Origin of the sequence: Pseudoalteromonas mucoides (genome assembly GCF_049257175.1) — a bacterium.
GTDB lineage: Bacteria > Pseudomonadota > Gammaproteobacteria > Enterobacterales > Alteromonadaceae > Pseudoalteromonas.
In genome coordinates this window covers 236,292-261,826 of sequence record NZ_JBMMUC010000001.1, presented here as the reverse complement: position 1 = coordinate 261,826, position 25,535 = coordinate 236,292, and the positions used below count along the sequence as shown (strand labels likewise).

The 25,535-nt window shown below is 39.8% G+C and carries 23 protein-coding genes; 8 read left to right on the top strand and 15 right to left on the bottom strand.

Annotated elements, in window-relative coordinates:
* Positions 1 to 315 precede the first annotated feature (315 nt).
* From AAEU30_RS01085 to AAEU30_RS01055, 7 genes are all read right to left on the bottom strand, one after another.
* Positions 316 to 516: an alternative ribosome-rescue factor A gene (locus tag AAEU30_RS01085; protein WP_421958900.1), complete on the bottom strand. Its 201-nt coding sequence runs from the start codon at positions 514 to 516 to the stop codon at positions 316 to 318.
* Positions 517 to 637: 121 nt separating this feature from the next.
* Positions 638 to 1,078, bottom strand: coding sequence for an azurin (azu, locus tag AAEU30_RS01080; RefSeq protein WP_421958899.1), 441 nt, complete (start codon positions 1,076 to 1,078; stop codon positions 638 to 640).
* An 84-nt stretch (positions 1,079 to 1,162) separates the two neighbouring features.
* Complete coding sequence (locus tag AAEU30_RS01075; RefSeq protein ID WP_421958898.1) at positions 1,163 to 3,700, bottom strand: TonB-dependent receptor plug domain-containing protein; 2,538 nt, start codon at positions 3,698 to 3,700, stop codon at positions 1,163 to 1,165.
* 296 nt (positions 3,701 to 3,996) lie between these two features.
* Entirely contained in the window at positions 3,997 to 4,647 is a 651-nt protein-coding gene (locus tag AAEU30_RS01070) for a UPF0149 family protein (RefSeq protein ID WP_421958897.1), read from the bottom strand.
* Between the two features lie 104 nt (positions 4,648 to 4,751).
* Complete coding sequence (locus AAEU30_RS01065) at positions 4,752 to 5,705, bottom strand: sensor histidine kinase (RefSeq protein ID WP_421958896.1); 954 nt, start codon at positions 5,703 to 5,705, stop codon at positions 4,752 to 4,754.
* Complete coding sequence (locus AAEU30_RS01060; RefSeq protein ID WP_421958895.1) at positions 5,698 to 6,255, bottom strand: heme NO-binding domain-containing protein; 558 nt, start codon at positions 6,253 to 6,255, stop codon at positions 5,698 to 5,700. Before AAEU30_RS01060 ends, AAEU30_RS01065 begins: the two co-directional genes overlap by 8 nt.
* Positions 6,255 to 7,364 carry an HDOD domain-containing protein gene (locus AAEU30_RS01055; RefSeq protein ID WP_421958894.1) on the bottom strand — a complete coding sequence of 370 codons (1,110 nt, stop codon included), beginning with the start codon at positions 7,362 to 7,364 and terminating at the stop codon, positions 6,255 to 6,257. The genes AAEU30_RS01060 and AAEU30_RS01055 overlap by 1 nt, the downstream gene beginning before the upstream one ends.
* Positions 7,365 to 7,474: 110 nt before the next feature.
* Between AAEU30_RS01055 and nosR the strand changes: the two genes are divergently transcribed.
* Both nosR and hemH read left to right on the top strand, forming a co-directional pair.
* Entirely contained in the window at positions 7,475 to 8,776 is a 1,302-nt protein-coding gene (gene nosR / locus AAEU30_RS01050; RefSeq protein WP_421958893.1) for a response regulator c-di-GMP phosphodiesterase, NosR family, read from the top strand.
* Between the two features lie 98 nt (positions 8,777 to 8,874).
* Positions 8,875 to 9,894 carry a ferrochelatase gene (gene hemH, locus AAEU30_RS01045; RefSeq protein WP_421958892.1) on the top strand — a complete coding sequence of 340 codons (1,020 nt, stop codon included), beginning with the start codon at positions 8,875 to 8,877 and terminating at the stop codon, positions 9,892 to 9,894.
* A gap of 1 nt (position 9,895) precedes the next feature.
* On the opposite strand, the gene arfB is transcribed toward hemH, so the two are convergent.
* A complete protein-coding gene (gene arfB, locus AAEU30_RS01040; protein WP_421958891.1) occupies positions 9,896 to 10,309 on the bottom strand; it encodes an alternative ribosome rescue aminoacyl-tRNA hydrolase ArfB in 414 nt (137 codons plus the stop codon).
* 123 nt (positions 10,310 to 10,432) lie between these two features.
* Here arfB and AAEU30_RS01035 point away from each other — a divergent pair, with 123 nt between their 5' ends.
* Both AAEU30_RS01035 and AAEU30_RS01030 read left to right on the top strand, forming a co-directional pair.
* The gene (locus AAEU30_RS01035; protein ID WP_421958890.1) at positions 10,433 to 10,987 is read left to right on the top strand and encodes a short-chain dehydrogenase; all 555 of its coding nucleotides are present in this window, start codon (positions 10,433 to 10,435) and stop codon (positions 10,985 to 10,987) included.
* A 105-nt stretch (positions 10,988 to 11,092) separates the two neighbouring features.
* Entirely contained in the window at positions 11,093 to 15,139 is a 4,047-nt protein-coding gene (locus AAEU30_RS01030; RefSeq protein ID WP_421958889.1) for a DEAD/DEAH box helicase, read from the top strand.
* 14 nt (positions 15,140 to 15,153) lie between these two features.
* Here the strand turns inward: AAEU30_RS01030 and AAEU30_RS01025 are convergent, their stop codons facing one another.
* From AAEU30_RS01025 to AAEU30_RS00995, 7 genes are all read right to left on the bottom strand, one after another.
* Complete coding sequence (locus AAEU30_RS01025) at positions 15,154 to 15,906, bottom strand: phytanoyl-CoA dioxygenase family protein (protein ID WP_421958888.1); 753 nt, start codon at positions 15,904 to 15,906, stop codon at positions 15,154 to 15,156.
* 3 nt (positions 15,907 to 15,909) lie between these two features.
* A complete protein-coding gene (locus tag AAEU30_RS01020) occupies positions 15,910 to 16,500 on the bottom strand; it encodes a uracil-DNA glycosylase family protein (RefSeq protein WP_421958887.1) in 591 nt (196 codons plus the stop codon).
* Positions 16,487 to 16,861 (bottom strand): VOC family protein, encoded by a 375-nt coding sequence (locus AAEU30_RS01015; protein ID WP_421958886.1) that lies wholly within the window; start codon positions 16,859 to 16,861, stop codon positions 16,487 to 16,489. Before AAEU30_RS01015 ends, AAEU30_RS01020 begins: the two co-directional genes overlap by 14 nt.
* A 122-nt stretch (positions 16,862 to 16,983) precedes the next feature.
* Positions 16,984 to 17,910, bottom strand: a complete 927-nt coding sequence (gene yddG, locus AAEU30_RS01010) for an aromatic amino acid DMT transporter YddG (protein WP_421958885.1) — start codon at positions 17,908 to 17,910, stop codon at positions 16,984 to 16,986.
* 704 nt (positions 17,911 to 18,614) lie between these two features.
* Positions 18,615 to 20,003, bottom strand: a complete 1,389-nt coding sequence (locus AAEU30_RS01005) for a HipA domain-containing protein (RefSeq protein ID WP_421958884.1) — start codon at positions 20,001 to 20,003, stop codon at positions 18,615 to 18,617.
* Positions 19,987 to 20,307: a helix-turn-helix domain-containing protein gene (locus AAEU30_RS01000; RefSeq protein WP_421958883.1), complete on the bottom strand. Its 321-nt coding sequence runs from the start codon at positions 20,305 to 20,307 to the stop codon at positions 19,987 to 19,989. The genes AAEU30_RS01005 and AAEU30_RS01000 overlap by 17 nt, the downstream gene beginning before the upstream one ends.
* 691 nt (positions 20,308 to 20,998) lie before the next feature.
* Positions 20,999 to 21,706, bottom strand: a complete 708-nt coding sequence (locus AAEU30_RS00995) for a hypothetical protein (RefSeq protein ID WP_421958882.1) — start codon at positions 21,704 to 21,706, stop codon at positions 20,999 to 21,001.
* Positions 21,707 to 22,072: 366 nt separating this feature from the next.
* Between AAEU30_RS00995 and AAEU30_RS00990 the strand changes: the two genes are divergently transcribed.
* The 4 genes from AAEU30_RS00990 (at position 22,073) to AAEU30_RS00975 (ending at position 25,530) form a co-directional block, all read left to right on the top strand.
* Positions 22,073 to 22,351: a helix-turn-helix transcriptional regulator gene (locus AAEU30_RS00990; protein WP_421958881.1), complete on the top strand. Its 279-nt coding sequence runs from the start codon at positions 22,073 to 22,075 to the stop codon at positions 22,349 to 22,351.
* Between the two features lie 137 nt (positions 22,352 to 22,488).
* Positions 22,489 to 22,653, top strand: coding sequence for a hypothetical protein (locus AAEU30_RS00985; protein ID WP_421958880.1), 165 nt, complete (start codon positions 22,489 to 22,491; stop codon positions 22,651 to 22,653).
* Positions 22,654 to 23,490, top strand: coding sequence for a DUF6997 domain-containing protein (locus AAEU30_RS00980; protein WP_421958879.1), 837 nt, complete (start codon positions 22,654 to 22,656; stop codon positions 23,488 to 23,490). It begins immediately after the preceding gene.
* A 3-nt stretch (positions 23,491 to 23,493) separates the two neighbouring features.
* On the top strand, positions 23,494 to 25,530 hold the full coding sequence (locus AAEU30_RS00975; protein ID WP_421958878.1) for a DNA phosphorothioation-associated putative methyltransferase: 2,037 nt from the start codon (positions 23,494 to 23,496) through the stop codon (positions 25,528 to 25,530).
* The last annotated feature ends 5 nt before the right edge of the window (positions 25,531 to 25,535 follow it).

The following is a 25,535-nucleotide window of genomic DNA, read 5'->3' as shown; positions in this document are numbered from 1 at the left end:
ACGGCAAACAAATAACACAAAAAGACTATTAAAAATAAAAATAGAGGTACTTTAATACTATTTAAAAATCATCTTGTATAAAGAACAGGTAATTTCGCACATTAAAAATGAACGCGCAGTTAACAAGGTGTTAACCCTGAAGAGCGGGTATTTTCAAGGTGTGTAGCCACCTTTACGGGGACGTAAAGTGAGTTAGCTGAACAAAAAGAAGAATTATTGTAGGATATATAACCAAAAAAACCGGCTTAGAAAAAGATTGTCTAAGCCGATTTCAATTTTTGTTATTGTTGAAAGTACTATTTGATCACAACTATTTTAAGCGGCGATTAAATAGGACTCTCGTCCTACATGTTTATTGTTACGTTGATATGACCCTTTGCCTTTTTTAGCTTTAACAATTTGTGGTTTAAATATTTTAGAGGTAACTAATGCCGCTAATGCATTATCACGGATAACACCACGACCGATATCTACCGAGTTATTTTGAGGCTGTTTGCCTCGTTGTTGTTTCTTCATAACGCTTCCAGTTTTATAAATAAAAAATAATAAATAGATAACAAGCACGCTCATCGTGCTTGCTGCGGATTGTAGGGGTAAATAGCTTATTTGCAACTAACTTTTACTAATTTTTTTCAGCTTAAATTAGTTTGAAGTCTCCTTGCATCACAGCAAAATGGCCAGGAAAAGAACAAAAGAATTTATAAGATTGCTCAGCACTTAATTGCTCAATTGAAAACTCAATCGTCGTTGACTCACCGCCGCCCACAACGTTTGTTACGGCTAAAACTCTTGGGTCGTTTGTTGGAACATAACTGTTATCAACACCGGCTTGCATGCCTGCAATGGCAACATCCTTAACGTCTGCACTGGCACTTAATACCCAGTTATGGCCCATAATATTAATTGGTAATTGGCCTGTATGAGTGAGCGTTAATTTAACGCTTTTACAACTTTTATCTACTTCGAGTGATTTACTCGAAAATTGCATTGCATCATTTGCAGAAATGCTCAGATCACAACTCGCACTCGCAGCATACGAGAACACTAAAGAGCCAAATAAGAAGAGAGATTTAAACATAAGCAAACCTTAAATAAGAATAATTACCAATAGACTATACTGATATTAATTCTCATTCAAGGTTTGCGATGTGAAAGTTAATGATTAAAAGCTAAAACTTACTTTTGCATAATAAGTCATACCATCAAAACCATACGGTAGTGCTCTTACAGGGTATTTAAATGCTTGATTAGTTATAAAATCAAGTGCTTCATCTTGGCCTAACTCATCAGGCGTTACATCAAATAAATTATCTACGCCCACGTTCAAGGTAAGGGATTCACTTAATTCATAACCAAAGTTCACATCAACTAATACAGCCGATTCAACAACGCTCGTATCTTTAAACTCTCCCGTTGGCGATAACTCATCAGGTAAACCAATGTGATCATTACCAAAGTACTTCACATCTGTTTTGCCAAAGTAGTTAAAGCGCAGCATGGCACTCATTGCATCACGATCATAATCAAACGTTAACGTACCACGCTCCCCTGGTTGACCATCAGTTAAAAAACTACGTTGGATATCATCAAGGGCAATACTTTCGGGGATACCTTTAGGGGCATTTACATTATCAATTTCAGTTTTGTTTAAGTTACCCGCAAAGGTCGCTGAAAAATTACCGTCATATAAATCGGTGCGGTATGAAGCAATAATGTCCACGCCTTTGGTGGTTGAATCCACAGAGTTTGAAAAATACGCCGCTTGATCAGCACCCGTTTGCTCAAGTGCTATAACAGCTTCAGGGCTAAACGCCACATCACTGGCTGATAAGAAGCTGCCAAGTGTAATACGGTCTTTAATCGCAGTATGATAAAAATCAACAGTAAGTGATAACTCACTACTAACATCATAAACAAAGCCAAAACTTATATTTTCAGAACTTTCTAGCTCTAAGCTTTCAACACCCAATGCTGCGGGAAAATCAGAGCCAGCAGTCGCAATAAATGATTGCTCAAGTACGCCACCTGCACCTAAGTTTGTGGTGTAAGCCGTATAAGCACTTTGTTGTAGTGACGGAGCTCTAAAGCCTGTAGATACTGCTCCCCGAATTGAGAAGTCATCGGTAAACTCAAAACGAGAAGCTAATTTACCAATTAAATCATCTCCCGCATCCGAAAAATCTTCGTAGCGAATTGCTGCGCTAATATTCCACGCATCGGTGATCATGGTTTCTGCATCAGCATAAAAAGCAAAGCTATCGCGGCTTTGTTTATTAGACGCCTCAGGGCGTAAACCGTTGTAAGCTTGAAAGCCGCACTCAGCAAATTGACTCGCATCATTTACTGCTGGATATGATGTATCCATATTCGCTAAACCGCACGCATAAGATGCTTCATCACCCGGCACGATTTGGTAATTTTCTTCACGGTATTCAGCGCCGAATGACAAATAAATAGGTTCACTGCGACCAATATCAATAATGCCATTAATATCGGCATTGACTGTGGTTTGATCAAAACGGAAACCACCTGAATATCCACCATTAGGGCCAGAGTTAGCCGCAATGTCGGCGTCACTGGCATCAGGATTATTAAATACATACTCAGCGGCATAAGAGGCATTTAACGTATTACGTGAAGTAAAGTCATATTGGTTTTCACCATAAACTGTGGATACATCGTATCCCCAATCAGGATTGATCTCCCCTTTAACTCCTACTGCTAATGAAATATCCTCAGCTTCATTATAAATACGCGGTAAAAAACCATCACTGTATATTTGCGTTACATTTTTTGCCGCAGCATCAAAATTACGGTAAAAGCCATTACCCAGTGCCGTTCGCTCAGAATAACCACCAAACGAGTACAACTCGGTGTCACCTATCGGCAAAGACATATTATAAAATAATGAGGTAAATTCACTAGCTGAGTTACCTTGGCCCCAACGCACATCCTCAGATAAGGTGCCAAATGGCACATCTAATGAACCACCAATATCTCGTTCTGCTCGGTTAGTACCATCGGCATCGCGATATTCAAGGGATAAATTAATAAACCCGCCCTCATCGCCTAAATCAAAACCGCGATTTAAACCCATTGATACCGTATCACCATCCCCTTCTGCCGTGCTGCCCATTTGCACATAGCCTGTGGTAATGCCAGTTGAGTCATTTAATGAAAGGTTGATCACACCCGCAATTGCATCTGAACCATAACGCGCAGCGGCACCATCACGTAATACTTCAACACCATTTAATGCAGATAATGGAATGGCATTCATATCAGTACCTGCAGCCCCTGCTCCCACGGTGCCCACAAGGCCAAAAATTGATTGATTATGGCGGCGTTTTCCATTTACTAAAACCAAGGTTTGATCGGGTTGTAACCCTCGTAATGTCGCAGGGCGGAACAGATCCGAGCCATCTGATACTTGAGTGCGAGAAAAGTTAAACGAAGGTGCTGTCGCTTGCAAACTTTGGCCAAGCTCAGTAAAGCCGCCTTTATTTAATGTATCGGCATCAATTAAATCTATGGGTGAAGATGATTCTGTCACGGTACGGTTTGATACCCGAGATCCTAAAACTGATATTTGTTCAATATTTTTATCGGCTTGTATTTGCGCCTCTTGCGCCAATATTGATGGTGCAGTAAACGCGAAGCCAACGGCTACTGCGATAGAGCTAAAACGAAGTGTTGTCATGTGTGTTCGACCCTGTAATTCATCCTTGCTAGTGGATTGCAGCACTGGCAAGTTGATTTAAAATTATTGTTTGGTTCGTTATTTAAAAATTTGCACTTTAAAGTTAAATAACGCCTTGGGAACATCCTAGCAACATCTGTATATAAAAAGAAACACATTTAGCTACGACGATGGTCGAAATATGCATTTTTTATCTAAATATTTCATTAAGGCATCATTTTGATTGAAATTCAGACAAAAAAAAGCATGATTATTCAAATCATGCTTAAGTAAAATTTTATTATAGAACTTAATTATTAACCTTCCTCTTCCCAAAGAGCGAGTTTTTCATCCTCAAGCATCAACGCCATTGATGCAATCGACACAAGGCTTTCATCTAAACCAGCATATAAAACATTAAAACCACTGTTTAATGTTTCTGGCTCAGGGTGTTCTTTTAGCGCGTCTGGCCACATTGCAAAAGTAGCAAGCAGATTTAAGGTCGCTTCAAAGTTATCAATAAATAACTGCCCATCGGTATCCGCTACATTTTGCTGTTTATCAACGTTGAGTAAAAAGTTAAAGTCTTGTTGCCATACTTCTTGGTTTACTAGATAAGCGGCCAAATAGCCACTGCACCATTGCTGTAATGGTTCACTCGGTGCTTGCGCATCAGCGCTATGAGGATATATTTGCTTAAGTATATGAGTTTGCTCAACCTGTGCTTCGGTGACATTGTCCAGCACGGTGATCAACGCTTCACGTTCCTTTGAGTCATTCATCAACAGGTTATATGCTTGCTCATTGTCATCAGCGATATAATTCGCAATTACTGATTCACCATAAAACTCTGAACATGCCAATAAACCACTCATAAAACCTAAAACATGATGAGTATTTACTTGGTTTAACTCAGTATGCTGGCGCAAAAAATCTTCAAGCACCAGAATGCTTTTTTCGTTGATCATAATTTAGTCCTAATTAATTTAACGTAAGCGCTAACTGCTTTACCACACTAATGGCTTAATGGTTTAAATTCAAACAATTTTAAAAATAGTTACCTTATAACGACTTAATTACTAATTACTGGAAATAAACAATTCACCTGAGTGCCTTCATCCTCAGTACTTTTTACCTCTATAGTGCCTTGATGGTCTGTAACCATAGTATAAACCATCGACATCCCCATACCAGTGCCTGTACCGACGGGCTTAGTAGTGAAAAAAGGATTAAAAATCTGCATTTTTACCTCTTCACTCATACCACAGCCAGTATCAGAAACCGTAATACTGATTTTTTCATCTACAAAGCCTACAGATACATGGATATGCCCTTTATCATGCGAAGCCATGTCACAGGCTTGTTTGGCATTAATTAGAAGATTTACCATCACTTGATTTATACTCGCCAAATTACACCAGGTAAGCGGTAAAGGCCGGATATCTGTGCTCACTTTGCAGCTACTCAACTGGTTTTTTAATAATTTAAGCGCATTTTTAACACTGTCACTCATATCCGCGAGCTGCTTTTCGTTATTACTAGGACGGGCAAAGTTAAGTAAGTTACGCACAATTGTATTAATTCGTCGCAGGCCCTCGCTGCTGTCCGCTATTAATTCTTGAACATCCTCACGTATCTGACTAAATGACTGCGGTGTTTGTATTTGTATTAGTGCTGTTTTAAGTTCAGTTTCAGTGAGTTCACCCGCTATAAACTCATGATTTAATTTAAGTAGCTTATCTAAGACTAAACGGGTGCCTTGTAAGCACTCAATATTACTCATTGCATAGGCTAGCGGGTTGTTTATTTCATGGGCGATGCCAGCAGATAGAGTCCCTAATGTGGCCATTTTTTCTGCTTGAATAAATAGCTGCTGTTGATGCTCTAGATCAGCAACTTTTTTCACCAACTCTTGATTCAACGCGTACAAAACACGGCTTTTGTCTTCAACAAGTTGCTCCGCTTGCATTCTCGCTGAGCGCTCTCGTAAGTATGCTTGTTGGTAGTCTTCGTTATTATCAGTCATTTTTTAGCACTGATTTATAAAAAATATCTAACACACACATCTCATCGCCTCGGTGTTGACAGTTAAGATGCTCTATTTTTATTTGCATATTAAAATGCTCACCTGCACCATAAATTAAACCTTCAGCTAAAATACAGAGCCTTCTCAGTGAACGGTAATGCAGTTGAATGTGGCCTGAAGAGATCATAATGCAACTTATCGTCGGTAAATTAGCACCGTAGTGAAGCTTATTCACTTCTTTATGAATCACATTATTAATATTTAAAATTAACGCCTCAAAATGCTGATATTGACTAACGACCACTTGATAGTGCTGCATTAAATAAGTAAACAAGTGCTTGCCAAAAACGCCTAATACAACGGCAGGCTCCATATCTAGCTCTACACAAATATCAGCTACTAAAGCATTTAATTCATTATCGGGGTAATTATTTACCGATATATAGCAGCGCCCTTGTGGTGAGTGTTTAACAAGTAATGCATTCCAAAAAGCCATATTTCGATGTTTTAATACTAAACTCTCTAACGCCTGAAAAATACAACCTTTCATTAGGGGACAAATTCTGGAATCAAATCTGACAAGCCCAATTCAGCCATAGCCTCTAATTCACTCGGTGTAAAATCGATTTTCTGCTCCTCCACATACATTTTTGCCAAAAAGTGCACCGCCATTTCAATACTCGTCACCTGATTTAAATGATCTGGCAGCAACATATTTTTTGTTATTGTTGGCGTAAATCCCCATAAATTAAGAATATATGCTGACACCAACTCTTGGTTTAAGAAGTGTGATTCACTAAACCCCTTTGCAAATACAGTCAATGCCATAGCACCAATGCCACTTAATAAGCCCAATATAAAAACAGTATCTTTTTGTTTCGCGGTTAAACCTAATTTAATGGCAAATTTACGGGCTTGATTTGCTTTAGCAAAAGCATCTAAGGTAATTTTAGCTAGTAGCTGCTCAGCTAATTGGTGTTGATAATGGTTATGTGCTTCAGTATGAATAACCAAAGCATGGCAAGCGGTAGTACCAATTCTTGCCAATGCCAGTTTAAGGTTAACGGTCTCACTAGAAAAACCTAAAAAAGCAGAATTAGCTGTTTGAATCACTCTGCCGCTTAAAACAGGGTCATTGGAAATTAACTCGGCAATAATAGGAATTTCAACAGGGTTCGCTGCAAACGCCTCCATAATTGCTGTTATTTGCTGGCGCATAACTGGCAAGTTTTTCATTTTACCAAGCAGCATTTTTGCTGGTGTATCAATCGGCAATGCTTTGACTTGCGCTGTACAATTTATTACATGTCTTAAATCTGCATGACTATATGGTTTAGCTAAACAAAAATGTATATTGTCATCCAGCTGCCAATTCAACTCTTTTGACGTCACACCTTTTAATAAGCAACGAACAGTCAATGGACTCTGCTGTTGTAAAAAAACGAGCAATGCATGTGTGAATTGTTCATTTTCAACACTTACACTAATAAATGCGACATCAAAATATTTCTCTTTAAATAGTTGCTCATCCAGTTGTTGTTCGCTTATGAGAGTAATCTGCATTGATGAATCAACATTTTGTAATGCTTTACGCAACGCCCTTTGTAATAAAGGGTCGCTTTCAACAACAACAACGGCAATACTGTTTAAGTCCTGCATCTAACTCTTATAAATGATTACTTTTTATAAAATTAGCACACTTTAATTTTTTTTCACGTTTATAAAAACGTTTTCACGCGCTATGTTTAAATAATAGTCTGGAGGTTTATGTGGATAATTCAGCAATTCAAATATTATGTGTAGACGATGACGAAATAGTGCTTCGGGCGCTATCACGACTACTCAAAAGTCAGCATTACAGTGTTCTAACCTTCTCGGAGCCAATAATGGCACTAAAACAAGTTGAACAACACGAGTTTGCCGTCATTATTAGTGATATGCGTATGCCACTAATGAACGGCGCTGAATTTTTTCATCAAGCAAAAACTCTATCACCTGACTCTCAACGAATTTTAGTTACCGGCTTTGCTGACATAGACACCACCCTAGACGCCATTAACAAAGGCCAAATACATGGCTTTATACAAAAGCCTTGGCAAAATAACCTATTATTAAGCACAATTAGTGACAGTGTCGAAAAGTACCAATTAAAAAAGCAAAATCAGCAATTGCAGCTAAAAGTAACCAAGCAGAACAAAGAACTAAAAGAGCTCAATAACTCTTTAGAGCAGCGTGTTGAAAAACGTACCAAACAAATAAAACAAGTACTTAAACAGTTAGAAATTGCTAATGCACATGAAGTAAACGAGCATAGAAGCACTGTAGAGCTGCTATACAACTTTATTAATGCCAATCCCTACCTTGATGGCAATAAAGCACAGAATATTGCCAATACGTGTACCCAAATAGCTAAAGAATTGAATCTACCAGATAAAAATGTCGAAATGGCTTCCATGGCAGGCTACTTAGCGCAAATTGGCTTATTAGCTATGGATCCTGAACTATATAAAAAATCAGTTCATGAACTAAATGAGCAACAAAGAAAAACATTTTACACTCATCCAAGTACCGCCCAGTTAATGCTCATGCCAGCGACCCACTTACACGATGTTTCAGAGGCAATTTACCATCAGTATGAACACTACAACGGCAACGGTATACCAAAAGGCATTAAGGGCAATGAGATCCCATTAAGTGCGATGATTTTGGCGATTTCACGTGATTACTGGGATCACTATGAACACAGTCATTTAGAGAAAAACCAACGCCATCAATACGCGCTTGAGTGTGTAGTAAGATACAGCGGTAATTATTATCACCCTAGAATAGTTGCCGCGCTGCAGCAGTGTCATACCAATTTCATTAAGCAACAGGCTCAAGTAGGCTCAATGCAAATAATCAACGCGCAAAAACTTAAACCTAATATGTTGCTAGGTCATGCACTGCATAGCCATGCTGGCATTATGCTACTACCCAAAGGGCATAAGTTCAGCACTAAATCAATTGAGAAACTACAGCAATTAGAAGCTAAAAAACCGACCCCCTTTAGGATCATGATCAAATCAATGTGATTTAGTGATCTTAATTAGTCTTTCATTCGTTATAATACCCTTATAAAATTAAAGGAATTTATTCCTCATTGACTCAATTTTGCTTGAAGGAGCAGTGCGTGTCACGATTTTCAGCTATTACTGATAACCCACATGATGAACGTTTTAATCAAAAAACAGGCATTCTGTTGACCAACTTAGGCAGCCCGGATGCGCCAACGGCAAGTGCCTTGCGTACTTATTTACGTGAATTTTTATCTGATCCACGCATCGTTGAAATACCACGCCTAATTTGGATGATCATTCTACACGGTATTATTTTACGTGTGAGACCCAAGCGTTCAGCTAAACTCTATGAAAGTATTTGGACTGAAAATGGCTCACCATTAACTCATATCACTTCCCTGCAACGAGACAAACTCGATGCTTTTATAAAAAGCCAAGGTTATACCGATACCGAAGTTGTTATGGCAATGCGTTATGGTAACCCATCGATTGAAGCTGGTTTAGAACAGTTAAGAGACAAAGGCCTTACCCGTATTGTTATCATGCCGTTGTACCCACAATACTCAAGCCCCACTACAGGCTCAACTTTCGATGCTGTATCAAAAGTATTACGTAAATGGCGCTGGGTACCTGAACTGCATTTTATTAATGGTTACCACAAAAATGAGTCATACATTGAATCATTAGCCAATAGCATAAGTGAAGACTTACAAACACACGGAACCCCACAAAAACTTGTTTTTTCATACCATGGTATGCCAAAACGCTTTTTGGAAAGTGGTGATCCCTATTATTGTTTATGTATGCAAACCACCCGCCTTGTAGTCGAAAAACTAGGCCTTAATAAAGATTTAGTTATCAGCACCTTTCAAAGTCGTTTTGGTAAAGCTGAATGGCTAAAGCCCTATACTGACGCAACACTTGAAGCCCTACCAAGCGAAGGCATTAAAGATATTGCAATAATCAGCCCAGCCTTCAGCGCCGATTGTTTAGAAACACTTGAGGAGCTCGAAAGTGAAAACCGCGAAATATTCGAACATGCCGGCGGCGAAAAGTACCGTTACATTGCAGCATTAAATGACCGAGACGATCATATCAATGCCATCTTCGATGTTATAAAACCAATGCTGTAGGCTAGAGTTTTATATTCCCGCGCAGCGCTTTGGTTTGACCATGTTTGGTTTTTTTATCCATGCGTTTGCGCTGAGAGCTGCGGCTAGGCTTGGTTGCACGCCGCGATTTTTGTACCTTTGTTGCACCAACAATCAACTCCTTCAAGCGCCCTAAAGCATCTTCTCTATTAAGTTCTTGCGTTCGGTGGCTTTGTGCTTTGAGTACAATGACACCGTCTTTAGTGATGCGACTATCATTAAGTTTTAACAAGCGTTCTTTATAAAAATCTGGTAACTTAGAGCGCTTTATATCAAAACGAAGATGGATTGCACTAGCCACTTTATTAACGTTTTGTCCACCAGCACCTTGGGAACGAATAGCGGTTAATTCGACTTCCCATTCATCGATCGTTACGGTATTTGAAATAATTAACATTAGGTTCAGCTAGTTTTGTTCAAAATTAGATTGTAACATTTGTTATTAAATCAGCCTATGCATTGGCAAATTATTGATTTTTACACTTCAATTTAACAGAAATATTTAATAAGGAATTTCAACATGAAAAAATTACTAGCTGCAATTGGGTTAATGGCAATGAGCTTTTCTAGCTTAGCACAGGATATTACTGAAAATGATTTACAAAGTTACATCAAAGCACTTCCTGCTGTTGTTGACTGGTCACAAGATCAAAGCGCATTAAATAGCCTTGATTTAGGTAGTATGCTAGGTGGCTCAGAAGCGGGATCAGGTGCGATGGCACTAAGCGCGCTAGGTATGATCAAAGATAATGATTTATACAAAGAGTTTGCTGCTCTGACCAATCAATATGGTTTTACGCCAGAGCAACTAATTTCTGTGGGCTCTGAAGTGTCAATGGCTTACCTTGAAAACATCAAAGGTAATTTATCGCCAGAAAACAAAGAAAAAGTGAATCAACTTATGGGCGGCTTACAAAGCCTGAGCGGCTCTCAAGATAAAAGTGCAACCTCTATGTTAGGTAGCTTAGGTAAGACAGCAAGTGCTGCTGATGCGCCTCAAGTAAGTTCAAACAACTTAGAACTTGTACAAGAATACATGCCACAGCTACAAAAGCTGTTTGCAATGGTGCAATAATTTAAAATCACACTTTTTAAAAGCGACTTTCGGGTCGCTTTTTTATTGCTTGTTATAAACACCTCTTTATACTAAAGCCATTGTGGTACTAACTTTAGCCGTTTTATGTCATTGAATACCCTGCCAAGAGTCCAAACTAAAGATCAACAAAAACAACTCTGCGTGCTACTGGCACAGCTTTTGAGTGCATCATCTTATGGCTATCAAAATTCAACACAGCAAATAGCACAGCGAGTTTATCGCCACCTAAAACCTGGCTACTCATTCTCAAAATCAGATGTAACTAGTTACACTGAGCTATTAGAACAGATGGGGTTACTGTACAAGCTCCCTTACGGCCCACACTATAAAGTATCCGTTGATGCGGTTAGTTATATAGTTATCAACTTACTTGAACAGCTCAAAGACTTAATTCGCCCAATTTTGATTGAAATTAGCAACGTCTACCATCAACAAGACCGAGCGCTTAATTTTATTACCGTATTGCTGCATCACTACGACAATGTAGATAGGGGTTTTGCTAACAGACCAATCAATGCAAGCCAAGAGTTAGACGACCATTTTTTAAATTTAATTGCTCAATCACTCTACGCACAACAACTTTGGCAAGTACTCCCTAAGCAGTGGCAACAAGAGTGCTTGGCGTATTTTATTCGTGGTCAATTTTTTAATTTAACAGTCCAACCTGGGTGGCCTGAGTTAGTAAAATCCTCGCCTTTGCTCGAGCGGGATTTTCGACTTTATTACAATGAAAACTTGGGCGTTTTATTACAAAAGCACAAGTTTGATCAGTTACTTAAAGATAAAACCGACTGGCTGCTAGGCTACTTTTTAGAAGCAAATAATACCGCGATAAATGGCAGTTGCCCTGATGTTGCCATCATGCAATACAAAAGCGCACTGACTCGTTTTAGAAAGTCATTTGGTAAAGGTCGTTATCCAAGCGAAATCACCGGTTTATTGTATACGTTAAGCTTATTTACGAGCGGCGAACCTGCCGACTTAAAGCAGCTCGAAACATGTAAAAAGTGGTATCACAAACATTTGGGCGAGCACAGTTATACCAGTATCGCACTCGACTACTTACTCGATAGTGATCCCATAGCACAGTTTCAAAGCTACCGACTGGTTAAGCGGCTTGAGAATTTAATTGCTAACCCAAGCGCCATTGCTGCGTTATTTTGCTTTTTAATAGCACTGGTGAAATACGCAGAAGATGAACAAATTAATGAATTGAGATCGCAACCAACATTGCTTAAGCAATTGCTCGACGCCACCGCACTTCATCAACATTGGCTTGGTGAACAATGTATGCACTTAGCGAACTGGTTAAATGATGACACTCCATTGCCTACTACAGGTATTTTGCAGCACTTTAAACGCGTACCGCAGTGGCAACGTTGGCTCGAAGAGGTAAGCCAAATAGAGCAGCCACAAACATCTCAGCGGGTAATTTGGCAACTTGATACGACCCATCTCGACCTGCCGTTAATACAAGCAAAAGTGCAACAACTCAATGCCAAAGGTGAGTGGACTAAAGGCCGTAAGGTTGCCGTGCACGACCTAGATGCAAGCCAATATAATGCGGCGCTAACAGCAGCCGATAAAAGCCTCGTACAGGTTCTTTATAATCACGCAGGGTTTGGCTATAAAGAGGTTCAAGCAACGGCAGCTGTATTGCATACGTTAATCGACTATCCCAATTTAGAAGATCACCGAGGCGAGCCACTCACCTTAATAAAAGGTGAGTTTGTTATTGAAATAGCCAAAAATAAGAACGATTGCTACAAGCTAGTATTACAACCCAGTATTGATGATTTTGACGGTGACTTTTTACTCACTCACAGCCATGGCCATACGTATCAAGTATTTGCTGTTGATGAAAAACAACGAAAATTACAACACTTATTTGATCAACAACCCAATAACCTTACACAAGAGCGACTACCACAGCTCAATGCGGCACTAAAAACGTTAGCAAACGAGCACCACATAAGTAGCCAACGCAGCGAATTTGCAGAAGTAAATAACGTACGCCTAGGCGACTTTGAATTTAGTGCTGTGATCAAACTGACTCAACTAGGTATTGACGTTAACTTTTATGTCATGCCCTACACGGTAGATGGCCCATGGTTAGAGCCCGGTGAAGGTGCAACCAACTTAGTCTATAACGACGACACTGATAGCAACAGTGTTGTGATCAAGCGCGATCTAAAAGCTGAAACCCGCCATTTTAAAAAATTACTAAAAAAGCTCAATGGTGTATTTGTAGAGAAAACTCATCAACTCAACTCATCGCTGCAACAATTTTTTATCCCACAAGATATAAGCCAAGCAATCGAAACACTCGAAGAGGCAAACAAAAACAAAGCGCTCATACTAAGCTGGGACGAAAACAGCCAAGGTATGAAACTTGCGAGCAGTAAACACCTGTCACTTAACTTAAACGACGATAATGATTGGCTAAGTATCAGTGGTGATATCTCCCTGCCAAGTGGTGATATTTATGCACTACAAACTCTACTAAAAGCCCCGCGCCGTGGCAGTATTATTAGTTTAGATGAAGACAAATCGTTAGTCCTAGATCAACGTTTAACTAACTTACTTAACCGCCTAGAAGGCATGCAACAAGATAGTGAAGAGTCTGAGCAACTTCGGATAGCCAATGCTCGAGCTTTGCCACTTTATCAAACGGTTGCTGATTTGGGCGATGTGACCTTTGGTGAAAGCTGGCAACAGCGTCTAGCCAAATTTAACCAAACCATTGAGCCGACCATCCCTGCTCATTTAGTTAATACACTACGTGACTATCAAATAGTCGGGGTTAAATGGTTAATGCAATTAGCAAATTGGGGCTTAAATGCCTGTTTGGCTGATGACATGGGACTGGGTAAAACCTTGCAAACGCTCACTGCATTGCAAATTCGCAGCAGCCTAGGTGCCAGCCTAGTCATTGCGCCAAAATCGGTGTGTCATAACTGGGTCGTTGAAGCACAACGCTTTGCTCCTACATTAAACATAAAAACCATTGATAACGCCGGTATGTGTGATGAAATACTTAATAGTGCAACAACCCATGATTTAGTTATTGTCAGCTATGGGCTATTACCTCTAATTGGTGAGCAATTAGCGAGTCACGAATTTGCAAATATTGTGCTCGATGAAGCACAAGCCATTAAAAATCCACTGAGCTTAAGAGCCAAAGCCGCCTTTGCTTTAAATGGTCAGTTTAAAGTTGCGCTCTCAGGCACGCCAATTGAAAATCACTTAGGGGAACTCTGGAGCCTGTTTAACTTTTTAATGCCTGGCTTTTTACACACCCTACCCGTATTTAAAAAACGTTTTAGTAATGCCGACAAAAACCAGCAACAGGCCGATACCTTAAAAACCTTGATCGCCCCATTTATATTGCGTCGTAATAAGCAAACGGTACTCACTGAATTACCTGAAAAAACAGAAATAAATCTAACCTTTGCGCTTAGTGATAAAGAGCAAGCCTTATACCAAGCAACTCGCTTAAATGCACTTGAGCAGGCCAATCAAGAAGACAGCCAATACATCACCATTTTGGCATCACTAACCAAACTACGCCGCGCATGTATTGCCCCACAGCTATTACTTGAAAACAGTAAAATGCCTTCAAGTAAACTTGATACCGCAGAGGCAATAATCGAAGAGCTGCTAGAGAATAATCACCAAGCGCTTATTTTTAGTCAGTTTGTCGATGTGTTAAAACTGGTAGAACAACGCCTGCAAAAACGCGGCATTGATTACTGTTATCTCGATGGCAGCATGAGCACCAACAAGCGTAAGCAGCAAGTTGAAAAGTTTCAAGCAGGTGATGCGCCGCTATTTTTAATTAGCTTAAAAGCTGGCGGAACGGGCCTAAACTTAACCGCTGCAGATTACGTATTACACCTAGATCCATGGTGGAACCCCGCGGTTGAGCAACAAGCCTCAGACAGAGCACATAGATTAGGGCAAACGCGCCCCGTTACTGTATATCGTCTGATCGCACAAAACACCATAGAAGAAAAGATTCTGCAATTACACGAGCACAAACAAGCGCTGGCCGATAAAGTACTCTCTGGCAGTGGAGATGCAGGGCAATTGTCAAAAGACCAACTACTTGCGTTATTACAGCATCAATAACCGTAAAAAAGGCTTTATTGATGCTCAAGCGTTGTCTTAAACGCGCTAGGATCTTCTAAACTTGCCATCATCGTTGGCGTTGGTAGGCAAGTTTTTTGCACAAAATGAAGTACTTCGGGCTGCGGATCAGAAAATAAAATATCAAGAGCTAAACGCTCTTTACCATATAAACCACGGTGGATCATATTAGCCGAAAAAATAAGTAAGTCGCCGGCTTTCATTGCTATTTTATGGCCCGACGCTAAATCATCGCTCGACTTATGCGGCTCACACGCTAAGCGGGTATCCAACTCAACTTGTGTATCCCAGCGTCGGTGTGTGCCTGGCACCAGCTCTATTCCAGGCTCATCTTCAAGTGCAACACGACAATGCAGCACCTCTGGGCCTGTTAACGCCGCTTGTTGTTCGCTTAAATCTAAATGATATTGCATATCACGGTGCCAATAATTAGCCTGCTTTGGGTTCACTGGATTAAAAAATAACTGCGTATTAATAAACGCTGTACCAGATAAAATAGAATCAACTTGAGCCATTAATTTATGACTGGCAATAAACTTAAAAAGCACTAAACGCTGAGCATCATCTAAATAGGTATTGGCCGTTAAATAAGCGCTATTCACCGCTTTACTATTATAAAACTGCTGATTATCGGCTATCCACTGCTGATGAAAACAATCTATGACTTCACGTATTTGGCAAAGCTCCGCAGCACTATAAAACTCCGGCACATGAAAATAACCGGTTTGCTCAAATTGTGTGTTGATCATCAATTACTCTTCCTCATCTGCTAATACAGTTGCAACCCGCTGCGCTAATGCTGGTAATACATCAGTTTCAAACCAAGGGTTTTTACTCAACCAAATATTATTACGTGGACTCGGATGAGGTAGTGGAAGTATAGCAGGCCAGTAGTCACGCCACGATTTTACTAACTCAGTTAACGGTTTATTTTTACTTTGTGGTATATGGTAGACCTGTGCATATTTGCCTACCACGAGCGTTAACTCTATGTTTGGCAATGCATTTAATAACTGTTCTCGCCACGCTGGGGCACACTCTTTACGCGGTGGTAAATCACCTGATTTTCCTTTGCCGGGGTAGCAAAAGCCCATGGGTAAAATAGCTATTTTGCGCTCATCGTAAAACACTTGCTCAGTTAAGCCTAACCAGTCTCGCAGCCGCTTACCGCTGGCATCATCAAACGGTTTACCACTTTGATGAACCTTCAGCCCGGGTGCTTGCCCTGCAATTAAAATGCGAGCATTGGGGTTAAACTGAATAACCGGGCGGGCTCCTAAAGGTAAATGTGGCTCACAGATCACACATTTACTAACTTGCTGTGCTAAATCATGCTGATTCACTATTTTGCCCAATTCGCCACAATACTCCCGATGGGTCATAAATTACAAAATCGGTCATATTCCAAGGCTGTACGCAGGGCTCACTCAGTTCTACTTGGTATTTATCTGCCAACCCCTGCACGGTTAAATGTTGATGCCAAGCAGTCACATCTTCAATTAAAAGGTGCATCATAAAATTATCAGCATGTGCTTTGTTATAAAATTTTTGTAGTAAGAAGCTACAATCACCATGATAAAAGTAAGTCATATCAGCACTTTGCCAGGCAAGCTCAAAACCCATATCAGTATAAAACTCACAACTGCGCGCAAAGTCTTTTGCTGGCACAAACGCTTTTATTTCTTCACATGTTAAATTGGCCAATCAACGCCTCATCTTAGTTAGTAAAATAACGATCTAAATAATTCAATATGTTCAGACCACTGCACATTCATTATCGCTAGGCTCGCATCAATCTAGCCCCCCTTCCAAGCCTAGCTTGTTTTTCAGCCAGCGCCAGAGCACTTTGTACTACGTGCTTTTGGTTTATCTTTTGTCACTAAATAACACATTAACGAACCAAACGTAACCAATGCGACCCCCTGCCAAAACGATACTGGTAACGTGATAGTCAAATAAAACGATGAAAAAATTGCAGAAAACACCGGAATGAAATACGACAATGTTCCTAATAAAATCAAATTCCCGCCCATAAGAGCTTGATTCCATAATGCATAACCGGCTCCCATCACAATACCAGCAAGTAACAGTGTAAAAGTAGAATCAACTGAAAACTCAAAGCCCGTCTCACCACTTAGGGCATATTTAACCCATAAAGCGACGGCTGTAGCTATAAAGAACAAGGTAATTGCATTTTTACCATTACTCAACTGCTTGGTAGTTAGGCAATAAAGAGCCCAAATAAACGCAGCTGAAAAAGCCATAAAATAAGTCGCCGGGTTCTCGGTCATATTTGTAGCTAATACACTAAGAGACAAGCCGCTGTCTCCTGCAATACACCAAGCAACTCCCATAAAAGCAATCGCCACGCTAGGGTAAACCAACCGATTTACTTTTTTCTTACTCAGCATAACGCTTAGTAATATAGTAATTGCAGGCCAGAGATAATTAATTACAGCCATTTCCATTGCTTGATGACGGCTAGTAGACATACCTAAAGATAAAGCTAAACAAATTTCATATAAAACAAATAGTGAACCACCAATTATTAAATAACGTTTAGGGAAGTCGCTGAGTTTCGGCAACCCCATTACCAAAGTTAAAAATAGTGCACTAATGGTATACATCATCGCAGCCCCACCTATAGGGCCAAATAACTCTGAAACATCTCGGATCAAAGCAACAATACAACTCCACAGTATTATTGCAGCCACACCAAAAAGTGTGTATTTGTTCTCACTCAAAAAAGCCATTAAATCTCTTGTTATATAAATAAATTGCACACCCGCAAAGTAACAGTGATTATAATATTAAACAATAACATACATGGAATTTATGGCATCAAGCGACAGGCTTAACGCCTTTAGCTGTGATTGTTTTAAAGCCTATTTCACCACCGAGAACACAGATGCGCTGCACTACACCGAGAAGAAAGGTTATGGCTTCGTGCGGTGGGCGACGAGCTGCGGGCTACGAATCACAGCTTAATATTCCACGTAGGAACAAGCTTTAGCTGTGATTGTTTTAAAACCAAATTTACCACCGAGCACACAGAGGCGCTGCGCTACACCGAGAAGAAAAGTTATGGCTTCGTGCGGTGGGCGACGAGCTACGGGGGTCGAATCACAGCTTAATATCCCACGTAGGAACAAGCTTTAGCTGTGATTGTTTTAAACCAAATTTACCACCGAGGGCACCGAGACGCTTCGCTACACAGGTTTGAGCTACGAGCGACGGGCTGCGGGCTACGAATCACAGCTTAATATTCCACGTAGGAACAAGCTTTAGCTGTGATTGCTTTAAAACCAAATTTACCACCGAGGGCACCGAGACGCTTCGCTATACAGAGAAGACAAAAAAGTCACGGGGTTTGAGCTACGAGCGACGGGCTACGAATTAACCCTAGCACCTAGTCACTTCCCTAAAACCTAGCGTCTTTTACTTACAATGAAGAAGCCTAAATAAACGCTTTCATACTTGGTAACAGCTCAACCTGCTCATCCAGTTCGACAGCTGCTTTTTTAATAATATTAATACATAAACCAATGTGTTCTAGTTCACTATTAGACAAGTTATTTGCAATAGCAGTCGTTTTGGCCATATTTATTGCCCCTAATACGGATTGAATTGTTTGACTCATCAGTAGCTGCATACGCGCAAGAGAAATATCAAACTCATCAGCAAAATCAGCTAACATATAAGCCGTTATTTCATTACTAAAATTACCCGCGCCTTGTGAATTATAGTCACCTAGCGACATTGCATAATTCCTTGAAATAGCTGACTGTGAACCACTTTTTGCACAATCAATGCTCGTCTGTTCGATAATCGCTTCAATGTTTACCAAATCGTAAAACGGTGTGAGCTCTAAACCATTTTTACCAACAAAAAAACTAATATTTTTACCGTGAGCATCATAATTACGCACTAAAATATTAAATGTCATCCAACGAATAAGTTGCGCCTGATACGCTTGCTCATTCGCTGGTTCAATATTAAACAGCTTAGGAAAAGAAACACCATCTCGAATATAAATACCATCACCTTCATCACCGTGCTGACGCTCGTATTTGTAAGAAGGCGGCAAATTAGTCGCTTGGCACCCATCAATAACATGACGACGTAAAACTCGGTTTTGCTCTTTAACAACACGCCTATCAAAACGATCGATAACAAAGGCCCGAATTTCACCATAGCTACGCAATTCAACATCAGGCACATCAAGTCCTGCGCCTTTTGCCAATAACATAGTAAATAGTTCATTCACTGCAATAAAAGGCGCAGCACCCGTTTCAAATTTAAAGATTTTATTAGAGCATAGCTGGCCTTCACCAAACCCTAATCTTCCATCTATTTCGAGTAGATTAAGCTTATCTTGAACCCCAGCAACAGAGAGTCTCGTTCGTCCATCCCACAGTGTAATAGCCTCGCCTGCTTGCTTAAAACGGCTAAGCTTTTGACTTAACTCCTCATTAGTTATTTCGCGAAAAGAGGTTTGCTTTACAGCACTATTACTTGCCTTAAACGACAAAGCACCTGACGTCTCTTCCCCAATTACCTTTATTAAACCAAAAGTATTATTCTTCGAAATGGTCGTGCTACTAATGATCTCTTCAAGCCCTTTTCCTTCAGGTAATAAATTTTGTAGGTAATTGCGCACTGCACGAGAGTCAAAATCGCCATTGAGTGGCAAGTGTGGTGAAACTGCAAAACCCTCGTTGACCCAATTAGCCTCATAAGTAAATGAAATTTCACTTTCAGAGCCTACTGCTAATGTAATCTCAGCCACCTTTTGTGATTGACCAATAAACACATCTAAGCGGTTGGTATTAGTACCACTGTTCATCGCTCACCTCTTCATTGCTGTGAGTTATATCATCGCTAACAAGGCTAAACGACAACCCTAAGTATTCCATCACTTTAAGTACATTATGCAGTTGAACAGTTACATCGCCTTTTTCTATTTTGATTAGTGTAGGCTTAGAAATAGCAAGTGCTTGTGATACATCCATTAATGTCAACTTCATTCCTGTTCGTTTTGCTGTTATGGCTTTAGCCAGTTGCACGGGCGAAAATGGCTTAGAAAGCTCAGGCATTTCAGTACGTTTAACAACTCTTCCGAGTGTTTTTTTGCCAAGTGTATCACTCATATTTGGTCAACTATAATTTACTTATACAACTGATTTTAGGACACCTAAAGCAAAAGTCAACAATACTTTACTTTTAGACTGAAGAATAAATCAATCATCCATAAGAAAGTTATATTTTACTTATGGTGAGTTAAAGTTTAATTAAACCCCATAAGTAAATTTAAATTTACTAGATAAAAATAAAGCTGGGGAGTTGAAATAGCGACGAGCCGCGAGCTATGGGCTACGAGCTGCGGAATAATCCTGGCATTTCCTTATAGGTCGTCATTTATGGCGACAATGTCTAATGTTGAAAATTGACGCGCTAAAGCACGACCTACATTAGCGCCCTTGTGTTTTTCCTCATCAGCGCAGCGCCTCTTTACCTCTTTGTGAATAAATCACTTAAAACCATTTTGCACGAAGAGAAGTGAATGAGGGTAAATGAGAAGGCAAAAACTACGGGGTTTGAGCCACGGCTTAATATTCCACGTAGGAACAAGCTTTAGCTGTGATTGTTTTAAAACCAAATTTACCACCGAGAGAACCGAGACGCTTCGCTACACAGAGAAAAAAAAGTCACGGGGTTTGATCGACAAGCTACGGATTAACCTAGGCCCTAGTCACTTCCCTAGAACCTTTATACCTTCACCCCGTAGGCGTTAAGCTTGCTGACGCTTTTTTCTAGAACCTAGTTCCTACTCACTTTTTACTAATCTTTAAACCAGCGATAAAACCCAAACACACCAATAAGTGCTAAACAGCCAACAACCACTAACTGCCAAACTTTCTGGCTAGACACTTCCTCTTCATTAACTGTGGACGTCAAACGAGTTTGCGCTTTTGACACCGGGGTTAATGTCATCGAATGAGTAATTGATGGAGTTTCTGCTGATTTTATTTGCGACTTTACAACCCCAGAATTATTCATACGGTTACTGACTTTATTAGATGGCTGCCACTGCGCTTCAAACCTAGCTCGCTGCTCAGCTCGATTTTCACTACACCAAACAAAGTCAGTTTTCTGCATGTCTTTAGTTCTACAACGCTCAGGATGCTGGTAAAACTCGTTCCATTGCAAACGCTTACTATCACTGTCGTATGTTTTACTGTAAACCGTGAAGTCATACACCTTTTTATTTAATAAATCATTTGCCGACGAACGCATGTAAGTTCGCGAACCCGAACGGCTGCTCGTCTTCGTTGGGCTTTTACAATGACGGCCTAACTGCTCAAATAATGCAGTAGAGCGCTTACGCAAACGCTCCCCGAGAGCTGCGGTATAACTCGACCTCATTCGCTCTCTGATGTTTTCTCGTTCAGCTTCAATGCGGTCACAATGCGCTTGTGAGTATTGTTCAGCAGCCAATGTACCACTACTTAAAATCAAGCTGATAGCTAATAAAATCCTTTTAATCATATCTATATCGCTGTAGCTAAATTAGGGTTATCGTACCATTTTTTATACTAACGGCAAGGTTTTCAATCAAAGAAGCCGATGCTTATTATTTGCCTCATGCAATGAAGCGAATAATAGCTTTAATTGCCTCATTCTGGACTTTGCGTGTATCAAGCTGCGGGCTACTGATTAACCCTAGCCCCTAGTCACGTCCCAAGAACCTAGCGCCTTTTACCACCGTAGGCGTTAAGCTTGCTGGCGCGAAAAGCGCTTTCATCTGTACCCATTTATTTAGTATGATTTATATTTAATAGTAAAGAGAATAACGACATGGGTTAAAAACCCTTGTTGATTAAGTTTCCAATATCTATAGAAAGGCATCATTACATGAATGTAAATACAGATTTAATAGGCGTAATTTCTGCACCAACGGGAGCCGCTTCGCTTGTAAAGCGTAAACTTAATAAAAAAGGCATAAACTCAAGCGCCGCTGCCCATAGATTGGGGGTTAATCCATCAACACTAAGTCGTTTTTTTAATGGTTCTGACTTAAGCATTAGCTTAGCGGCTAAATTGAGCCACCACTTTGACTTTGATGTAGAAACACTCTTCAACTTAGAAGCTCAAAAAAAAGTACATGCCGCAAGAAAATTAAACATCGATTAAAATTGCACGACTCAAAAAGCGTGAAGTAGCCGGGACTTCCCTGTAACCAAAAACGCTTTTTAACACAACTAAGGCAAAATTTGTCGATATACCAAGAGTTATGTATATTAAATTTATACTTAGTTTGAGTGACTTAAATGGCTAATCAAGATCAAAAAGGTAAATGGCTGTCGAGTAAAGAGGCTATGGCGCATCTCAGAATAACTGGCTGTGAGCTTATGCATCGCCGCGAGCGTGGCGAGCTTAAGTTTGAAAAGCGCGGTCGCGCGTATTTTTATTATATAGAAAGCAAGGGTGAATAAGTGATATTTCAAGATATCGTATTAGAGATGCAAACTAATGGGCAAAGTATTTCTACTCCACAAGGCTTCCAGCAATACGTTAACGCACATAATATAAAAGCAAATACCGCAGCTTCAATATCTATAGACTCAATCAAAAAACTGCCTAAGATTTTAAAAGACCAAAATACGATGGTGTTAAGGCTAGGTTCTCGCCCAAGAGATAATCAAACTTATTTTTCGCTTGTTAAAGCAAATAATGTGAGCGCTTTCTTCTTTGATGACTTATCACTATTTGGTCAATTACAGCCAGAATTATTTTTACCGAATGTATCAATAAGAAGTTTATTTGCCTTTCAACTATTACCAAAAGTGACTGAGACATCAGTTGTAAACCTAGCTATAGCATCTGGATTAATGGCTGAAGCGCTTAATCTCGAAGATGATAAAACAATAGTTGTGCCAGCAACAGGGCAAAGTACATTCACGTTTAACTTTAAGCCTCTCGCTAGCGAAAGCGCCACTCTTGAGCATATAAATGGCCAAGTTGAAATCGATGCTGTATTTGTTGCTAAGCGAAATGGTAAAGAACACTTATTTGTGATTGAAGCTAAGCATGGCGATAAATTTGACTCTTTAGCCAAACATAAATTGCTTTACCCAAGCTTGAGCCTTTTAGAAAAGCTACCTTCTTCGATGCCAATAGTGCCTGTTTATCTGCGGAGTATAAAAACGGCCAAAGGTATTGATTTTTATATCGCTGAATGCCCGTGCATTGTAAATCAACAAGATGAGTTATATAGTTTGGATACACTCAGCCCCTGTAAAGTGCAGGCACTTCACTTAGCAAATTATTAAGTTATGAACGCAGAGCAATTTAAACAACTTGTAAAAAAAGTAAAAATAGCAAAAAAGCTACCTGATGCCATTTATTTTCACAAAGATGCATTTACCGATGCCCCTGCTGAATTAGTCAAATTTATCAAAGTTGTTGCTCAAGCTCTTAAAGTAGATGAAGCCGATTACGATCTTATAAAGCTATTTAAAAACGACTTTAGGCTCTCGCTTTTAAGTTACCCTACTTTTTATACAGATTCATACCCTGCACTCAAGCAAAGCGTAACCGTCGATCTAGCAAAGCTATCGCATAAAATAACGAAATACGATAACAGTGAAAACCCGCCGATATTGCACCGAAAAGAAACAATGGTTTCGCCAACTAATAAATATTATCAATTATTTTGTGACCTAACAGCTGAAGGGGAGCAAGCTGGGCTATACGAAAACACGCGCATGATCGGCTTTAAAGGCTCGTGGGAGCGTTTAATTACAAAAAAAGGCTATGAGCTAGTTGATGGTCGTTTATTCCGAAGCTCTGCAGTACAAAGCCCTACTGATGACAAAACAATCGACAGGCATTTAACGGCAATTGTTCGCCATGAACTTTCTGCCCCTTTAAAAACATTAGCTAAAAACGGCTTTTTAAATGGTGATTACTCTATTTTTGATTACGGGTGCGGTAGAGGTGATGATTTACGAGAGCTCGAAGCGCACGGAATAGATGCCCTAGGCTGGGATCTAAACTACCGGCCTGATGCGGACAAAGTCATTTCTGACATTGTTAATATTGGTTTTGTAATAAATGTAATAGAAGATCGAGATGAGCGAATAGAAGCGTTACTTGGCGCGTGGGAGCTTTCACAAAAGTTATTGGTTGTGTCTGCAATGTTAGGTAACGAATCGCTTGTAAGTCAATTTCAGCCTTATAAAGACGGTGTAATTACAAGCCGTAATACCTTTCAAAAATACTATACGCAAGCTGAGCTTAAAGCGTTTATAGAAATGAGTGTTGACGAAAACGCGATTGCTGTAGCTCCTGGTATTTATTACATATTTAAAGATAAGCAGCTCGAACAACACTTTTTACAAAACCGCCATAAACGTGCTTATAAATGGCAGCATCTAACAGCGCCAGAACCTGTTAATGAAGAACAGGCGCGAATTTTATTTACACAGTACCAGCAACTTTTTGAATCGTTCTGGTTAACATGCTTAACGCTTGGCCGCTGCCCAGCAAATAATGAGTTTGCGCAAAGTGACAAAATAAAAGAGGTTATCGGCTCCAATAAAAAAGCACTGCAGCTCGTTTTAAAATGGTTTGAAGAAGACGAGCTAACAACCGCTGAAACAATGCGTAAAGAAGATTTACTTCTTTACTTTGCACTTGCCATGTTTGAAAAACGAAAGCCATACACACAACAGACAGAAGATTTAAAGCGTGATATAAAGGCATTTTTCGATACATACAAAATAGCGCAGCACCAAGCCACTGAGCTGCTTTTTCAAATAGCAGATAGCGCACTAATTGAATCGCTGTGTATAGAAGCCGAAAAACTACTACCCGCAGGTAAAATCGACTTTGAAAACGGGCGACCTCACGCGCTAACACTGCATAAAGACTTTATAACCCTACTACCGCTAGTACTTCGCGTATATATTGGCGCAGCACTGCAGATGTATGGTGAGCTTGATGATATTCAGCTTATTAAAATTCATATACATTCAGGTAAGGTAACACTACTTGGTTATGAAGGGTTTTATGATTCCCCTCTACCGCAGCTCAAGGAGCGCGTTAAAATAAAAATGGCAGATCAAGATGTAGATTTTTTTGATTACATTATTGAGGAAAAGCGGCCACTACTTCTTAATAAAATTGATTATATTGATGATACGTTTGAAGATTATAAAAAACAAAAGGCGTTTAATAAACGCCTTTTGAGAGAGCTTGGTAAAGTTGATATTAAACATGGAAACACCAACCTGATTCTACTTTCGATGACATTAAAAAAAATTAATTTAACATTAAAAAATTATACCTTTTATATAATTAATAGATGAAATTT

What these genes read in the sequence shown, in the direction of transcription:
- arfB (WP_421958891.1), bottom strand. Translation starts at nt 10,309, where the DNA reads ATGTTAATTATTTCAAATACCGTAACGATCGATGAATGGGAAGTCGAA.
- AAEU30_RS01085 (WP_421958900.1), bottom strand. Translation starts at nt 516, where the DNA reads ATGAAGAAACAACAACGAGGCAAACAGCCTCAAAATAACTCGGTAGAT.
- AAEU30_RS01000 (WP_421958883.1), bottom strand. Translation starts at nt 20,307, where the DNA reads ATGAGTGATACACTTGGCAAAAAAACACTCGGAAGAGTTGTTAAACGT.
- AAEU30_RS01065 (WP_421958896.1), bottom strand. Translation starts at nt 5,705, where the DNA reads ATGACTGATAATAACGAAGACTACCAACAAGCATACTTACGAGAGCGC.
- AAEU30_RS01025 (WP_421958888.1), bottom strand. Translation starts at nt 15,906, where the DNA reads ATGATCAACACACAATTTGAGCAAACCGGTTATTTTCATGTGCCGGAG.
- AAEU30_RS00990 (WP_421958881.1), top strand. Translation starts at nt 22,073, where the DNA reads ATGAATGTAAATACAGATTTAATAGGCGTAATTTCTGCACCAACGGGA.
- AAEU30_RS01005 (WP_421958884.1), bottom strand. Translation starts at nt 20,003, where the DNA reads ATGAACAGTGGTACTAATACCAACCGCTTAGATGTGTTTATTGGTCAA.
- AAEU30_RS00985 (WP_421958880.1), top strand. Translation starts at nt 22,489, where the DNA reads ATGGCTAATCAAGATCAAAAAGGTAAATGGCTGTCGAGTAAAGAGGCT.
- yddG (WP_421958885.1), bottom strand. Translation starts at nt 17,910, where the DNA reads ATGGCTTTTTTGAGTGAGAACAAATACACACTTTTTGGTGTGGCTGCA.
- AAEU30_RS01030 (WP_421958889.1), top strand. Translation starts at nt 11,093, where the DNA reads ATGTCATTGAATACCCTGCCAAGAGTCCAAACTAAAGATCAACAAAAA.
- AAEU30_RS01075 (WP_421958898.1), bottom strand. Translation starts at nt 3,700, where the DNA reads ATGACAACACTTCGTTTTAGCTCTATCGCAGTAGCCGTTGGCTTCGCG.
- AAEU30_RS00995 (WP_421958882.1), bottom strand. Translation starts at nt 21,706, where the DNA reads ATGATTAAAAGGATTTTATTAGCTATCAGCTTGATTTTAAGTAGTGGT.
- AAEU30_RS01055 (WP_421958894.1), bottom strand. Translation starts at nt 7,364, where the DNA reads ATGCAGGACTTAAACAGTATTGCCGTTGTTGTTGTTGAAAGCGACCCT.
- AAEU30_RS00975 (WP_421958878.1), top strand. Translation starts at nt 23,494, where the DNA reads ATGAACGCAGAGCAATTTAAACAACTTGTAAAAAAAGTAAAAATAGCA.
- AAEU30_RS01035 (WP_421958890.1), top strand. Translation starts at nt 10,433, where the DNA reads ATGAAAAAATTACTAGCTGCAATTGGGTTAATGGCAATGAGCTTTTCT.
- AAEU30_RS01060 (WP_421958895.1), bottom strand. Translation starts at nt 6,255, where the DNA reads ATGAAAGGTTGTATTTTTCAGGCGTTAGAGAGTTTAGTATTAAAACAT.
- azu (WP_421958899.1), bottom strand. Translation starts at nt 1,078, where the DNA reads ATGTTTAAATCTCTCTTCTTATTTGGCTCTTTAGTGTTCTCGTATGCT.
- AAEU30_RS01070 (WP_421958897.1), bottom strand. Translation starts at nt 4,647, where the DNA reads ATGATCAACGAAAAAAGCATTCTGGTGCTTGAAGATTTTTTGCGCCAG.